The organism is Pseudomonas sp. BS3782 TE3695 (genome assembly GCF_050435305.1).
In the GTDB taxonomy this organism is placed as follows: domain Bacteria; phylum Pseudomonadota; class Gammaproteobacteria; order Pseudomonadales; family Pseudomonadaceae; genus Aquipseudomonas.
Map to the genome: position 1 here is coordinate 5,607,380 of NZ_JBNDKB010000001.1, position 14,059 is coordinate 5,621,438.

Below are 14,059 nucleotides of genomic sequence, written 5' to 3' on the forward strand. Positions count from 1 at the left end.
CGTCGAGATCACTCATGGAAACCAGCGCCATCCGCATCGCACTGATCGGCGATTACGACCCACAGGTCACCGCCCACCAAGCCATTCCCGTCGCCCTCGGCATGGCTGCCGAACACTCAGGCCAAGACATTCAGTTTCAATGGTTGGCCACCGACCGCATCAACGCCGCTACGCCACTGAATGACTTCGATGGTTTCTGGTGCGTGCCCGCCAGCCCTTATCGCGACATGGACGGCGCGTTACGGGCGATCCGTTTTGCCCGGGAGCAGCAGCGACCTTTCCTCGGCACTTGCGGTGGTTTTCAGTACGCGGTGCTCGAATTCGCCCGCAACGTTCTGGGCTGGAGCGATGCCGAACACGGCGAGACCTCGCCCGAGGCCACGCGAGCGTTACTCACGCCGCTGACCTGTTCGCTGGTGGAAGCCGTCGACAGCATTCATTTGGTTGAAGGCTCGTTGATCGCCAAGGCGTACGAAAACGCTGAAATTCGCGAGGGATATCGCTGCCGTTATGGTGTGAATCCCGAGTTTGAACGGGAGCTACTGAAACAACAGTTGCACGCGGTTGGCCATGATTCGGCGGGAGATTTGCGGGCGGTGGAGCTAAAAGATCATCCGTTCTTCGTCGCCACGCTGTTCCAACCGGAACGCGCCGCGCTTAAGGGAGTTCTGCCGCCTTTGGTTCGGGCGTTGATCGAGGCCTGTGCGAGGCAACAATCATGATCGCCCAAACGCCTGCAGCGCCTTACTACGCGGTGATTTTCACTTCGCTGCGCACCGACGGCGATCACGGTTACGAACAGGCCGCCGAACGCATGGTGCAATTGGCCCGGGAGCAACCCGGCTTCCTTGGCGTGGAATCGGCCCGAGGTGCGGATGGGCTTGGGATTACGGTGTCCTACTGGAATAGCGAAGCGGCGATCCTGGCCTGGAAACATAATCCCGAGCACAGTGCGATTCGCGAGCGTGGGCGGTCGACCTGGTATTCGGCGTGTCATACGCGGGTGTGCAGGGTTGAGCGGGCGTATCTGTTTGAGCAGTGATTGCTGTGGTGTTTTTAGCATCGCCTTCGCGAGCAAGCCCGCTCCCACAGGGGGATCTCCTGCGCACACAAGATTTGTGCCCAACAGGGATCAAATGTGGGAGCGGGCTTGCCCGCGAAGAGGCCCGACCTGACACCACAAAACCCTCAACCCCGCACTAAACTCCTCACCGCCGAAATTTCCGGTACTTCCCGCCGGTTCATATACACCCGCAACGGTTCGGTGATGTTGATCCGATCGTCGATGTTCTGGTCCAGCAGCAACTGGATCAGTTCGCGCTTGAGCGTCATGGTCTGCTCGGGGCCAGGAGCCCAGACGAATTCACTGGTGGGGATGATGCCATCATCGGCCACGTCCATGCCGAACGAGTCTTCGCTGAAACGCACGATGTACTGACCGGTCTTGCGATTGAGGCCGACGAAGCCTTTGAGTTGGTCGGCGGCCTGGCAAATGAGCTGGGATGTGATGCGCATGATAAACCTCACAAAAAGGTCGAAGGACCGGTGATCGATGGTTTACACGCAGGGCAAGCGAACGGTTTTCCCTCTGCCGGGGAAATTGCCGGGGCCAAGAGTACTGCAAAGAACCGCACAAATGCGCAGAAAAAAACTCCTTTAAACACGTTTATGTCGGTCTGGCGATAGCGCGAGCGGCGCTCAGTTGTTAAAAGAGACGTCTTTGAAAATCCATCGCAAAAGGACTTCGAGCATGCCTGTCAACTTCATCAAGAGCGCCTTGCTGCTGAGCCTGATGCTCGGCCTCGGCCTGGCACAGGCCAACGAGCCAAGCCCCACCGCACTGGCGACCCGTTTGGGCATTCCGCACCCGGCGGTGATCGCCCACCGTGGTGCGTCTTTCGATGCACCGGAATCCACCGCGGCGGCCTACAAACTGGCCCGTGATCTGGGTGCCGATTACCTGGAATTGGATCTGCAACGCAGCAAGGACGGCGTGCTGTTCGCCCTGCACGATAACAACCTGCAACGCACCACCGACGTCGCCACCAAGTTCCCTGAGCGCAAGGACAGCCTGGCCAACGAATTCACTATTGCCGAACTCAAAACTCTGGACGCCGGCAGCTGGTTCAACACCGCTTACCCGGATCGCGCACGCCCGAGCTACGCGGGCCTGAAAATCCTGACCCTGGACGAAATCATCGACATTGCCCAGGGCAACCCGCTGCACAAGCCGGGCCTGTACATCGAAACCAAAGAACCAAAGCAGTTTCCCGGCATCGAGCGCGACCTCAAGGATAAATTGCAGGATCGCGGCTGGCTGAGCCCGGCCGGTTCAAAACTGGCGAAGAGCAATCTGGCGGTCGGTCAGGGCAAAGGTAAAGTGGTGTTGCAAACCTTCGAGAAGAGCAGCCTCGAACTGCTTGAGAAGGAAATGCCGAAAGTGCCGAAAATCCTGCTGTTGTGGGTGGGCGAAGGCAGCATAGAGCCAAAATCCAAAGTGACGTTCGCTGAATCCGGTGACAAGGATAAAGCCACCTACTACGCCAGACAGGAACCGAAAGACAAAGCCGAATTCCAGCAATGGGTTGACTACGCCAAGGCCCAAGGCGCTATCGGTACCGGCCCTTCGGCCGCACTGACCAAGGGTGGCGATCAGAGCTATTCCGACCTGGTGCAACCGTGGATGAACCAGTACACCCATGATCAGGGCTTGTTGGTGCATGTCTACACTATCGACGATGCCGTGGATTATCAGAAAGTAATGGATGCGGGTGTCGATGGCATCTTCACCAACCGCGCCAGCGAACTGCTGAAGTTCTATAAGCGGCCAGCGGCGGCGAGTGTTGCGCAGTTGTTGCAGAACAACGGGTACTGATTTGGACCGTGGCGCCTGCATCGCGGGCAAGCCACGCTCCCACAAGTTACGTGGCGATCACAATATCGTGGCGTACCAAAAACTTGTAGGAGCGAGGCTTGCCCGCGAGGCTTTCAAGCTGACGCCACAGGTAATTAAGGGTGAATTAAGTTGCGCTGGTTAATCTGATCCCACTTAAACAGTTCACCCAAGGAAAGAACTTCATGAAAACCTTAACTGCCTTGTTCACCGCCGCTGCCCTGACTCTCACCGCTGGCCTGGCCCAGGCTGACGTTCGCGTCGACCAGATCCCCGAGTTGGTCAAGAGTGGCAAGATCAAACCGCTGGAAGAACTGAACCAGGCGGCCTTGAAGTTGCACCCGGGTGCCACGATTACCGATACCGACCTGGACAACCACTTCAACGGTTACGAATATGAAGTTGAACTGCGTTTGGCGGATGGCACCGAGTGGGATGTGGATTTCGACGCCACTACCGGCAAGGTTCTGAGCAACAAACAAGACAAGTGATTCATCTGCAAGAAGCCGCACGATCTTCGGGTCGTGCGGCTTTTTTGCGTTTGGCGTAAGGCCGTTCACTGACGCGACGAACGAAGTCGCGACAATTCACACAAGCCCGCTAGAATCCTTCAAAAACCACAAAAACCATTTGGCACGTAGAAGCAGAGAACCAAGGATATGGGGCAAACAGCGGCAGCAGACATCGCCACAATCGGCCGGATCAGCGCGGTGCCGGCGATTCTTCAGGTGATCAGTGAGTTGACCGGATTGCGGTTCGCGGCAGTGGCCCGGGTCACTGATGATTCCTGGACGGCCTGCGCGGTGCTTGATCGACTGGATTTCGGTTTGAAGGTGGGCGACAAACTGGACCTGGTGTCCACCCTGTGCAATGAAGTGCGCCAGTGCCACCGCTCGGTGATCATCGACAACGCCAGTGAAGATCCGCTCTACAGCGATCGCCACACGCCCCACACCTATCAATTCAAAAGCTACATTGCCGTGCCGATTTTGCGCACCGATGGACGTTTTTTTGGCACCATCTGCGCCCTTGATCCCCATCCTGCGCCACTCAAGTCCAGCACGATCCTGAGCACCATGGAATCGTTCGCCCGCATGCTCGCGCTGCAAATCGAAGCAGAAGAAATCCTGCAACAGACCGAAGCGGCGCTGGTCAAGGAACGCCGAACCGCCGAACTGCGCGAACAGTTCATCGCCGTGCTTGGCCATGACCTGCGCAACCCCTTGTTCGCGATCAGTGCCGGTGCCGAAATGCTCCTGCGTAAACTTTCCGACCCGGCGAATGAGCAGCGCGCCCGACACATCCTCACCAGCGCCCGACGGGCAACCAAACTGGTGGACGATGTGCTGGACTTTGCCCGGGGGTCACTGGGCCGAGGCATCCCGGTGAACATCGAGCCATGCCCAGACCTGAGAGAGGCGTTGCGGCACGTGATTTCCGAGATCCAGAGCATTCACCCCAAACGCATCATTCAGTCGTCGATTGGGGATTTGAACAACATTAGTTGCGATCGCGAACGGGTCGCGCAATTGCTATCCAATCTGGTGGCAAACGCCGTTGTCCATGGAGATCCCAATGGCCCGATCGAGGTCAGTGCACAGGTCAAGGAAAAACACTTTGTGTTGAGCGTGAAAAACCACGGGCTGATTGCCGAGGATGCGCTGCCGCACCTGTTCCAGCCCTACTCGAAGCCAGCCGGCGGATCACCGCAGACCGGTCTCGGGTTGGGGTTGTACATTGCCAGTCAGATTGCGCAGTCTCATGGGGGGCGGCTTGATGTGAAATCAACTCCGTCCGAGGGGACGGAGTTCATGTTTACGCTGGCTTTGACACAGTAGCCTCAACGCTCTTCATTAGCGTGACTGACGGACGATTGACTGCCCATTTCACTAAGCGCTCAACCGCGCCGTCACTTCATTCAACTGCCCCGACAAGCCATGCAGATTATGGCTGGCCGCTTCGGTGCGTTGCACGTTGTCCAGGTTGGTACTGGCGATGCTGGTGATTTCGGTGAGGTTGCGCGAAATGTCTTCGGCCACTGACGTCTGTTCTTCGGCGGCGGTGGCAATCTGGCGGTTCATGTCGCGAATGGCTTCCACGGCATGGGTGATGCGCTCGAGCATGGCGCCAGCCTGGGTCACTTGCTCGACGCTTTCTTCGCTGCGCGACTGGCCGCTTTCTATTGCCTGGGCAGCGTCCACTGCGCCGGTTTGCACGGTTTGAATGATCTGGTTGATCTCGATGATCGACGCCGCCGTGCGCTGGGCCAGGCTGCGTACTTCATCGGCGACCACTGCAAAACCACGCCCGGCTTCACCGGCACGGGCCGCTTCGATTGCGGCGTTGAGCGCCAGCAGGTTGGTCTGTTCGGCGATGCCGCGAATCACTTCCAGCACTTTACCGATGCGCCCACTGTCGGCTTCCAGACGACGGATGACCGTGGCGGTGTTGGCGATTTCGCCGCGCATTTGGGTGATGGTGTGAATGGTGCCCTGCATGACTTTTTCGCCCTGCTGGGCGGACTGGTCGGCGTCATCGGCGGCACGTGCCGCGTCGGCTGCGTGACGCGCGACTTCCTGCGCGGTGGCGGACATTTCGTTCATCGCCGTGGCCACCTGATCGGTGCGGTTGAATTGCTCGTTGGTGCCGCTGGCCATGAGGCCGGCAATCGAGTTCAACTCGCCGCTGGCGCTGTCCAGGTCCGTCGCACTGCGCTGCAATCGGCTGAACGTTTCGGCGAGGAAATCGCGCAACGTATTGGCGGCTCTCGCGAGGTTGCCCAACTCATCCTGACGATTGCTGGCCACGCGCTCGGCGAAGCGCCCTTGGCTAAGCTGTGCCACATAGTCGATCAGTTTACGGATCGGCTCCACCAGGTTGCGGTTGACCAGCCACAGACTCAACAAACCAATCAGCAGACCCGACACCAGCATCACCACAAGCCCCAACAACACCGTCCGATCGGCGCTGGCGCTGATCAGCTTCGATTGCTCGGCCCCCTGCTTGCGCAACTCGCTGACCAACTCGCTCATCTGCTCGCTGGCTACACGGTCCACGCCTTTGACCGCGTTGTCGCCGGCTGTTGGGTCGGCACCGGCCGCCACGTAGGCATCACGGCCCTTCTGATAGGCCACACCTAACACACGATGCTCTTCACGCAGGCGTTCGATGCGGGTCTTGAGTTGCGGCTCGATACCTCTCTGCCCGGCCAGTTCACCGAGGATGCCCTGCACGTCGCGCTGGCGGTCCTCGAACTGCTTCCAGTATTTGTCCAGGTTCGCAGGTTCCTTGCCGCGCAGCAGAACGTTCTTCCACTCCTGGACCTGCACCTTGAATTGCAGGTTGGCTTCATCGATCAATTGCGAGGTGTGCAATGGGCCTTCAATCAGGCTCGCGTAGTTCTGAACGCCATTGGACAGGAAGTGAAAGCAGGCCAACGCGATCAGCAATATCGCCAACAGGCTGCCGCTCAACAGGGCGAGGATTTGCGCTCTCAGGGATTTTTGCAAAAACATTCGAGTGGTATCTCATGACAGGGATAAGGCACGCCCAAGATTGGCGTGCAAGATGTCCGGACATCCCTGTCAGCGACGCTGGTTCACCACCAGCCTCGCAAGATCGACATCAGCGTCATCGGCGGGCCAGAGCCTTTCTTGAGCCCTTCCGACCATCGGTAGGAGCCCGGATTTGCGGCGCCCTTCAACTGTCACAAAATCTTCAAGGCAGGTTGCGATGATGAGGCTCAAGTGAGCCTGTGAACCCCCGACAGGCACTTCCTCGCAGCGCGACCTCATGAACCACCGCATCGACCAGCGCCATCGCGATTCCGACCTGTTCGGCCTGCTTTACGGCTTCAGTTTTCGCCCCGGCGAGCGTGGTCGGAAAATCGATTCGGCAGGATTTTTAAGATCAAAAGATCGCAGCCTTCGGCAGCTCCTACGCCGATTGGGTACATCCGTGATCATGGTTGTAGTCAGTTAATGTAGGAGCTGCCGAAGGCTGCGATCTTTGCTTTTAAATCTCGCACGCTCTGCGCACCAAAAGCCGCTCACGCACCACGTCGTAACCCCAGTGGTACACGTAGGTGTAGGGCAGGAAAAACAGCAGCACGCCGATGTCCAGCAGGAATGCCTGCCACAGGCTGACCTGTAACCACCAGGCAATCAGCGGCACACCGAACGCGACCAGGCCGCCTTCGAACAACAGCGCATGCACACTACGCACCCAAGCGTTACGCACAATCGCAAAACTCTTGAGCAACCGGTCGAACAGGCCGTTAAAGACCACGTTCCAGGCCAGCGCAAGGGCTGCAATGGCCATGGTGACCGCGCCCATTTCCAGCATGGGTTTGTCCATGATCCAGGCCAGCAGCGGGGTACAGATCAATATCGCCAGCAGTTCGAAACCGATGGCCTGGAAAATTCGTTCAGTGATGGATTTGTTGACGTTCATGACCAGACTCCCAGAGTGGACTATGGTTGCCATGATCCATCTTCAAACCGATACTTCATAACCAATAACCATCGACCAAGGCGATAGTTCATGGCTTCTCAGGAAGTGCTGCTGGCGTTTGTCCAGGCAGCGACTCAAGGTTCGTTTTCCGCCGCGGCGCGCAAGCTCGGTCGCAGTCAGTCGACCATCAGCGCCGCGGTGGCCAGCCTGGAAGTCGACCTTGATCTCGTCCTCTTCGACCGCAGCAGCCGCAAGCCGAGCCTGACCCCGGCCGGGCATGTCATGTTGCAGCGGGCCGAGGAGATTCTGGCCGCCACCAGCCGTTTGGAAATGGCCGCCAGCCAACTGTCCCAAGGCGTCGAGCCGAAGCTGACGGTGGCAATTTCCGACACCTATCAGTCCGACCGTTTTGAAGCGGCGCTCAGTGCTTTTGAGCAGCGCTATCCAGACCTGGAATTGGAATGCCTGATCGCCGAATGCGATGACCTGGTGGCCTTGGTGCAACGGGGTCGAGCGCATGTTGCCTTCGCCGAGAGGCAGGACAGTTACCCACCAGACCTGGTCAGTTCGACGGTGGACGAGCGCACGGAGATCGCCCTGTTCGTGTCCCACGCGCACCCGTTGGCGGAACTGAATGACATCGATCAGGACGTGCTGCAACGGCACCGCGAGCTGCGTCTGGCGACGATCGTCAATCCGTATGAAAGCCGGGCGAAGGGGCGCGTCTGGTCGGCACCGAGTTACCTGATGCTGCTGGAAATGGCCCAGGGCGGATTCGGCTGGGCGCCGTTGCCTCGGTGGTTGGTGGGGCGGTTCGGGGCTGGCTCATTGGTGGAACTGAATGTGCGCGGTTGGCCGAAAGCGGTGTACGTCGATGCGCTGTGGTCGCGGCTGCATCCGCCGGGGCCGGCGGGGAGTTGGTTGCTTGGCAAGATGCTGGAATAGCGGTGCTGCCATTCGCGAGCAAGCCCGCTCCCACATTTGATCGTTGGTGTATGCAGAATATGTGTCCGACACAAAAACATTGTGGGAGCGGGCTTGCTCGCGAAGAGGCCAGCCGCCGCACTGCACATCCATGATCACTCTAACGCCCGCAGCCGCCCCTCGATAAACCGCCGCTCCGGCATTTGCTGTGTCAATTGCAGCGCCCGCTCATACGCCGCTCGCGCCTCTTCCACCCTCCCCAACTGCCGGTAAAATTCTGCCCGCGCCGAATGCGCCAGGTGGTAATCCAGCAATTCGCCCCGCGCCAGAATCCCTTCGATCAACATCAACCCGGCCAACGGACCATCGCGTTTGGCCAGCGCCGCCGCGCGGTTGAGTTCGATCACCGGTGACGGCACGGCCCGCAGCAGCACGTCGTACAGACCGACAATCTGCGGCCAATCCGTCTCCGCCGCCGTGGGCGCTTCGGCATGCACCGCTGCAATCGCCGCTTGCAGGCAATAAGGCCCGAAGCGCCGCATTGTCAGCGCCCGTTCCACCAGTGCGCAGCCTTCGGCAATCAGCTCGGCGTCCCACAACGAGCGATCCTGTTCATCCAGCACTATCAGTTCACCGCTCGATGAGGTCCTGGCCGGACGCCGGGATTCGTGCAACAGCATCAGCGCCAGCAACCCCATCACCTCCGGCTCGGGAAGCAATTCCATCAACAACCGACCGAGACGAATCGCTTCACGCGTCAGGTCTTCGCGGGTCAATTGGTTGCCGATAGACGCCGAATAGCCTTCGTTGAACACCAGGTAAATCACCCGCAGCACACTGTCGAGACGTTCGGGCAATTCCGTCAGGGTGGGCACCTGATAAGGGATTTTCGCATCACGAATCTTCGCCTTGGCCCGCACGATGCGCTGGGCGATAGTGGCCGGTGCCGAGAGAAAGGCCCGGGCGATTTCCTCAGTGGTCAGGTCGCAGACTTCGCGCAGGGTCAACGGCACTTGAGCATCCGCCGCCAGTGCCGGGTGACAACAGGTGAAGATCAGCCGCAGGCGATCGTCTTCCACGTCTTCATCACTCCAGTCAGCCTGCTCCAGCGCTTCCAGTTGAGCGATCAACATCGGCCGGGACGCATTAAAGCGCGCGCGCCGACGCAACACATCGATGGCCTTGAAGCGCCCGGTGGACACCAGCCAGGTACGCGGGTTGTCCGGCACACCGTCACGCTGCCAGCGTTCGACCGCGACGAAGAATGCCTCATGCAGCGCTTCTTCGGCGAGGTCGAAATCGCCGAGCAGACGGATCAGGGTCGCCAGAATCCGCCGCGACTCTTCGCGGTAAACCTGCTCGACTCGCGCCCGTACCGACTCGCCAGGCATCAGTGCGGCGTGCCTTCGGCGGGCTTTCTTTGCAACGGTGGCAGACTCATCAAAGCACTCCTGTTGTGCCGGTTATTCAGGGATTCAACTGTCGAACGGGCCGCACCTCGACACAGCCGACCCGGGCCGCCGGAATATTGCCGGCGACCTGGAGGGCTTCATTGAGGTCCTTGGCATCGATCAAATAGAAGCCAGCCAATTGCTCCTTGGTTTCAGCGAACGGGCCATCGGTGATCGACACCTTGCCGTTGCGCATGCGCACGGTGGTCGCGGTCTGCACCGACTCCAGCGCTTCGGCGGCGAGCATCCGCCCACTGCCCTGAATCGACTCGGCATAGGCCATGCACTCAGCGTCCTTGGGGCTGTCGGGCAGCGAGTGCAACTCGTGCTCGTTGCTGTAGACCAGGCATAAATACTTCATAGGGGGCTCTCCATTTCTTGGGGACACTGTGCCCTGATCGAACGGATCAACTATGGCTGCAGACGGGCGCTTTGGCGCTGCTTTCCGATAAACAGCCGACGAATCAGACCGACTATCAAGGTTCCAGATTGAACAGCGTCGCGCCGCTCGTCATGTCGAACGGTGCCGACCAATGCTCGTGAACGATCTGCCATAAGCCCGCTTCCTGGCGGTAGCACGCAGTGACGCGCATCCAGCAGGCCTGGGTTTCACCCTTCTCATTGGTGCCGCCGCAATGCGCCAGCCAATGAGCGAAAGCGATCTCCTGCGACGGCACGATGTTGATCTGGTGGAACTCGAAAATGTGCGGGCCAGGGCACATCTCCATGCATTCCTGCCAATGCGCACGATAAGCCGCCTTGCCCTTGAATTGCAGGGCTTTGACCGCATCGAAGGAGACGATGTCATCGGCATACAGGGCCATGACCTTTTCCACGTCCTTGGCCATGACTGCCTGGCGATAGGTATCGATCAGGTTACGGATTTGGGTCTGAGCATTCATGATGGTTCTCCGTGTTTTTTTGTTGAAGACACCCTTAGTCGTCTGACGAACAGCCAAATCGACAACCGAAATAAAAATAATCCATGGGAGCAAATTCGCTAGAATCCGAAGCTCATTTCCGTTGGAAAAAGGACACTCCAGTGACAGCCCGACTCGTGCCTTACGAAAGCCTGAACGCCCTGCAGCGTCAACAGGTCGAGGCGATCGAAATCCACGCCGAACAAATCCGGTTCTCCGGCGACATCCATGGTGCATTGCACACCTTGCTCTCCAAGCCAGCCCCTGGGGTCAAAGGCTTTGCGCTGCTGGTGGAGGATGTTCCGGTGGCCTTCCTGCTGCTCAAGCGCCCGCCGGTGCTGCCGGCCTGGGCCGACGAACACAGCGCCACCTTGCACGCCCTGCAAGTCGATCGCCGTGCCCAGGGCAAAGGCTATGGCAAAGCCTGCCTGCAAGCCCTGCCCGAGGCGGCGCGCCAGGCATGGCCGGAAATCAAAGGGCTGGAGTTGTCGGTGGATGCAGACAACGAGTCGGCCATCGCGCTGTATGCCAAATATGGCTTTGTCGACAGCGGCGAAGCGTACAAGGGCCGGATCGGTTATGAACGGCGGATGGGGCTGGTTTTCTGATTCGTAAAGGGATGAACGATGTTGAATTCAATCGAAGCGCTGGAAGCGATCTACGGCGTGCCCCATGACCGCGCGGTGCGCAAGCAGATCCCATTTCTGAACGAGGACTATCAGGCGATGGTCCGCGCCTCGCCACTGGTGATAATCAGCTCGGTCGGCCCCGACGGCATGGACGGCTCGCCGCGTGGCGATACGCCGGGTTTCGTGCGGATTATCGATGAGCGCACGCTGGCGATTCCGGATCGCCCGGGCAACAACCGCATCGACACGCTGCGCAATGTCGTGCTCGACTCGCGGGTATCGCTGCTGTTCATCATCCCGGGAATCGGCGAGACACTGCGGGTCAACGGCACAGCGCAGATCAGCGCCGAGCCCGAGTTGCTGGAGAGTTTTGCAGTCAATGGCAAACCGGCACGCACGGTGATGCTGGTGACGGTGCAAGCAGCGTATTTCCACTGCTCGAAAGCGATTGTGCGTTCGGATTTGTGGAACCCGCACAAACACCTCGAACGCTCTGCCTTGACGACCGCCGGGGCGTTTCACCAGCGCCTGAACGATGGGCAGTTCGATGCCGAGGCGTATGACCGGGAAGCACCGGTGAGAGTGCGGGATAGTCTTTACTGACACGACAACTAGCCACTGTGGGAGCAGACTCATGTGGTGAGGGGGCGAGCCCCCTCACCACATAAGCCCGCACACATTAGATCAGCGAACCGCCACACCCCTTTTGACACAGTCTCCGGCGGTTTTTATGGTCACTGGAATTTCATTAAAACCCTGCTGTACTCAGCCAAGGTACTGGAGATGGTTCTGTAGTCCATCTGCTGGATGCACAACGACAGTGTTATCTCGACAGGGAAACTCACTATGTCTTTGTTCAAACGTTCGGCTACAGAATTAGTAGGTACGTTCTGGCTGGTGTTGGGGGGTTGCGGCAGTGCGGTCCTGGCGGCGGCGTTTCCAGACGTAGGGATCGGTTTGCTGGGGGTGTCCCTGGCATTCGGTTTGACGGTGCTGACGATGGCCTTCGCTATCGGCCACATTTCGGGCTGCCATCTCAACCCTGCGGTTTCGGTCGGGCTGGTGGTCGGCGGACGATTTCCTGCCAAAGAACTGCCCGCCTACATCATCGCCCAAGTGATTGGCGGGATCATCGCAGCGGCTCTGCTGTACTTCATCGCCAGCGGCAAACCCGGCTTCGAACTGGCCAGTGGCCTTGCATCCAATGGCTACGGCGAACACTCGCCCGGCGGCTACTCGATGGCGGCGGGGTTTGTCAGTGAAATGGTGATGACCGCCATGTTCATCCTGATCATTCTCGGCGCCACCGACAAACGCGCCCCGGCCGGGCTGGCGCCCATCGCCATCGGCCTGGCGCTGACCCTGATCCACCTGATCTCGATTCCGGTCACCAACACCTCGGTCAACCCGGCCCGCAGTACGGGCCCGGCGCTGATTGTCGGCGGTTGGGCGATTCAACAACTGTGGCTGTTCTGGCTGGCGCCGATTCTGGGTGCGGTCATCGGCGGTGTGATGTATCGCTGGCTGGGCAAAGAAGACAGCTGATAAGGGACATAACGCGAAAATCAGCCTTGCCGGTAAGGCAAGGCTGTCTTCGCTTCTTCCGCATACCCCATCACCCCGACCCGCTCGCGCTCAAGGAAGTCTTTCACCGCCGCCTTCAAGCCCGGATGGCGCAGGTAATGCCAGGAATGGGTGATCACCGGCTCAAAGCCTCGAATCAACTTGTGCTCGCCCTGAGCGCCGGCATCGAAACGCTGGAAGCCGTTGGCAATTGCGTAATCCATGCCTTGATAGAAACAGGTCTCGAAGTGCAAACGATCGAACTCTGCCAGGCAGCCCCAGTAACGACCGTAAAAGCTGGCGCCCCCGACCAGGCTGAAGGCCATGGCCACCGGTCGTGAACCTTGCTTGGCCAGCACCACACGGATCGACTCCGGCATGCGCTCGGCCAACAGACTGAAAAACTCCCGCGTCAGGTACGGCGCCTGCCGACGCACCGCGTAGGTATTGGCGTAGCAGGCATACACAAAGTCCCACTGCGCCTGATCCAGTTGCCGTCCTTCCAGCCATTCGAAGTCGATGCCCTGCCCCGCCACTTGCTCACGCTCCTTGCGCATTTGCTTGCGCTTGCGCGAACTGAGGGCGTCGAGGAAGTCCTGGAAATCCCGATAACCGCGGTTCTGCCAATGGTACTGACAGCCAATGCGCTGCAACCAGCCAGGCTGTTCAGCCAATGCCGCGTCGGTGAATGGATCGGTGAAGTTGATATGGGCGCTGGAGAGGCCTTCGATTTCCAGATAACCCGGCAGGCTCTGCAGGAGTTCGAAACCGTCCTCGAACGTCGCCGCCAGTAATCGCGGCCCGCTGACCGGGCTGAATGGCACCGCCGTCAACAGCTTGGGGTAGTAGTCGATGCCGGCACGCTCACAGGCTTCGGCCCAGGCATGGTCGAACACGTACTCGCCGTAGGAATGCCATTTGCGGTAACTGGGCAGCGCGGCGATCAGGCGATCGCCGTCAACATGCAACAGATGCTCGGGCTGCCAGCCGGAATGCGGGCCGAGGCTGCCGCTGTCTTCCAGCGCGCTCAGAAAGGCATGGCGCAGAAACGGCTGAGTTTCCGGTACCAGCGCGTCCCAGGTGTGCGGCTTGATTTCGGACAGACTTTTCAGACGTTGCAGCGGCATTTGTATCCCCGACCATCATTTTCTACAGATGGGTGGAGTATCGCTTATCTGATGCCTGACCCGAAAAAAAACCCCGCCGAAGCGGGGTTAAAACGAAAGG

General features: G+C 59.2%; 16 protein-coding genes and 2 pseudogenes. 10 read left to right on the forward strand and 8 right to left on the reverse strand.

The genetic code is table 11. The features are described 5' to 3' along the window. Positions 1 to 14: 14 nt before the first annotated feature. Together ABH909_RS25275 and ABH909_RS25280 are read left to right on the forward strand one after the other, a co-directional pair. Positions 15 to 722 (forward strand): CTP synthase C-terminal region-related (seleno)protein, encoded by a 708-nt coding sequence (locus tag ABH909_RS25275; RefSeq protein WP_429438321.1) that lies wholly within the window; start codon positions 15 to 17, stop codon positions 720 to 722. Further along, complete coding sequence (locus ABH909_RS25280; RefSeq protein ID WP_429438323.1) at positions 719 to 1,042, forward strand: antibiotic biosynthesis monooxygenase family protein; 324 nt, start codon at positions 719 to 721, stop codon at positions 1,040 to 1,042. The genes ABH909_RS25275 and ABH909_RS25280 overlap by 4 nt, the downstream gene beginning before the upstream one ends. Before the next feature lie 146 nt (positions 1,043 to 1,188). Here ABH909_RS25280 and ABH909_RS25285 read toward each other — a convergent pair whose 3' ends face one another. Continuing rightward, positions 1,189 to 1,515 carry a DUF2025 family protein gene (locus ABH909_RS25285; protein WP_429438326.1) on the reverse strand — a complete coding sequence of 109 codons (327 nt, stop codon included), beginning with the start codon at positions 1,513 to 1,515 and terminating at the stop codon, positions 1,189 to 1,191. Between the two features lie 235 nt (positions 1,516 to 1,750). Between ABH909_RS25285 and ABH909_RS25290 the strand changes: the two genes are divergently transcribed. From ABH909_RS25290 to ABH909_RS25300, 3 genes are all read left to right on the forward strand, one after another. Beyond that, positions 1,751 to 2,875, forward strand: coding sequence for a glycerophosphodiester phosphodiesterase (locus ABH909_RS25290; RefSeq protein ID WP_429438329.1), 1,125 nt, complete (start codon positions 1,751 to 1,753; stop codon positions 2,873 to 2,875). Positions 2,876 to 3,078: 203 nt separating this feature from the next. Then, a complete protein-coding gene (locus tag ABH909_RS25295; protein ID WP_008071898.1) occupies positions 3,079 to 3,384 on the forward strand; it encodes a PepSY domain-containing protein in 306 nt (101 codons plus the stop codon). Between the two features lie 168 nt (positions 3,385 to 3,552). Then, a complete protein-coding gene (locus ABH909_RS25300) occupies positions 3,553 to 4,731 on the forward strand; it encodes a GAF domain-containing sensor histidine kinase (protein ID WP_429438332.1) in 1,179 nt (392 codons plus the stop codon). A gap of 51 nt (positions 4,732 to 4,782) precedes the next feature. On the opposite strand, the gene ABH909_RS25305 is transcribed toward ABH909_RS25300, so the two are convergent. After that, positions 4,783 to 5,550, reverse strand: coding sequence for a methyl-accepting chemotaxis protein (locus ABH909_RS25305; protein WP_429440104.1), 768 nt, complete (start codon positions 5,548 to 5,550; stop codon positions 4,783 to 4,785). A gap of 165 nt (positions 5,551 to 5,715) precedes the next feature. After that, positions 5,716 to 6,408: pseudogene (locus ABH909_RS25310) on the reverse strand (methyl-accepting chemotaxis protein); the annotation flags it as partial. A 277-nt stretch (positions 6,409 to 6,685) separates the two neighbouring features. Here ABH909_RS25310 and ABH909_RS25315 point away from each other — a divergent pair. After that, positions 6,686 to 6,790: pseudogene (locus ABH909_RS25315) on the forward strand (magnesium transporter CorA); the annotation flags it as partial. Between the two features lie 117 nt (positions 6,791 to 6,907). Here ABH909_RS25315 and ABH909_RS25320 read toward each other — a convergent pair. Continuing rightward, on the reverse strand, positions 6,908 to 7,345 hold the full coding sequence (locus ABH909_RS25320; protein ID WP_429438335.1) for a multidrug/biocide efflux PACE transporter: 438 nt from the start codon (positions 7,343 to 7,345) through the stop codon (positions 6,908 to 6,910). 90 nt (positions 7,346 to 7,435) lie between these two features. Here ABH909_RS25320 and ABH909_RS25325 point away from each other — a divergent pair, with 90 nt between their 5' ends. Beyond that, positions 7,436 to 8,290: a LysR family transcriptional regulator gene (locus tag ABH909_RS25325; RefSeq protein WP_429438338.1), complete on the forward strand. Its 855-nt coding sequence runs from the start codon at positions 7,436 to 7,438 to the stop codon at positions 8,288 to 8,290. A gap of 134 nt (positions 8,291 to 8,424) precedes the next feature. Here the strand turns inward: ABH909_RS25325 and ABH909_RS25330 are convergent, their stop codons facing one another. The 3 genes from ABH909_RS25330 to ABH909_RS25340 all read right to left on the reverse strand — a co-directional run bounded on the left by ABH909_RS25330 (position 8,425) and on the right by ABH909_RS25340 (position 10,622). Continuing rightward, entirely contained in the window at positions 8,425 to 9,660 is a 1,236-nt protein-coding gene (locus ABH909_RS25330) for an RNA polymerase sigma factor (protein WP_429438341.1), read from the reverse strand. 76 nt (positions 9,661 to 9,736) lie between these two features. Next, complete coding sequence (locus ABH909_RS25335; RefSeq protein WP_429438343.1) at positions 9,737 to 10,081, reverse strand: YciI family protein; 345 nt, start codon at positions 10,079 to 10,081, stop codon at positions 9,737 to 9,739. Between the two features lie 115 nt (positions 10,082 to 10,196). Continuing rightward, positions 10,197 to 10,622 carry a YybH family protein gene (locus tag ABH909_RS25340; RefSeq protein WP_429438346.1) on the reverse strand — a complete coding sequence of 142 codons (426 nt, stop codon included), beginning with the start codon at positions 10,620 to 10,622 and terminating at the stop codon, positions 10,197 to 10,199. 140 nt (positions 10,623 to 10,762) lie between these two features. On the opposite strand from ABH909_RS25340, the gene ABH909_RS25345 reads away from it, so the two are divergent. The 3 genes from ABH909_RS25345 to aqpZ all read left to right on the forward strand — a co-directional run bounded on the left by ABH909_RS25345 (position 10,763) and on the right by aqpZ (position 12,814). Continuing rightward, on the forward strand, positions 10,763 to 11,248 hold the full coding sequence (locus ABH909_RS25345; protein WP_429438349.1) for a GNAT family N-acetyltransferase: 486 nt from the start codon (positions 10,763 to 10,765) through the stop codon (positions 11,246 to 11,248). An 18-nt stretch (positions 11,249 to 11,266) separates the two neighbouring features. Continuing rightward, positions 11,267 to 11,872 carry a pyridoxamine 5'-phosphate oxidase family protein gene (locus ABH909_RS25350; protein WP_429438352.1) on the forward strand — a complete coding sequence of 202 codons (606 nt, stop codon included), beginning with the start codon at positions 11,267 to 11,269 and terminating at the stop codon, positions 11,870 to 11,872. 243 nt (positions 11,873 to 12,115) lie between these two features. Further along, a complete protein-coding gene (gene aqpZ / locus ABH909_RS25355) occupies positions 12,116 to 12,814 on the forward strand; it encodes an aquaporin Z (RefSeq protein ID WP_429438354.1) in 699 nt (232 codons plus the stop codon). A 20-nt stretch (positions 12,815 to 12,834) separates the two neighbouring features. Here the strand turns inward: aqpZ and ABH909_RS25360 are convergent, their stop codons facing one another. Further along, complete coding sequence (locus ABH909_RS25360; protein WP_429438357.1) at positions 12,835 to 13,959, reverse strand: GNAT family N-acetyltransferase; 1,125 nt, start codon at positions 13,957 to 13,959, stop codon at positions 12,835 to 12,837. Positions 13,960 to 14,059: the final 100 nt, after the last annotated feature.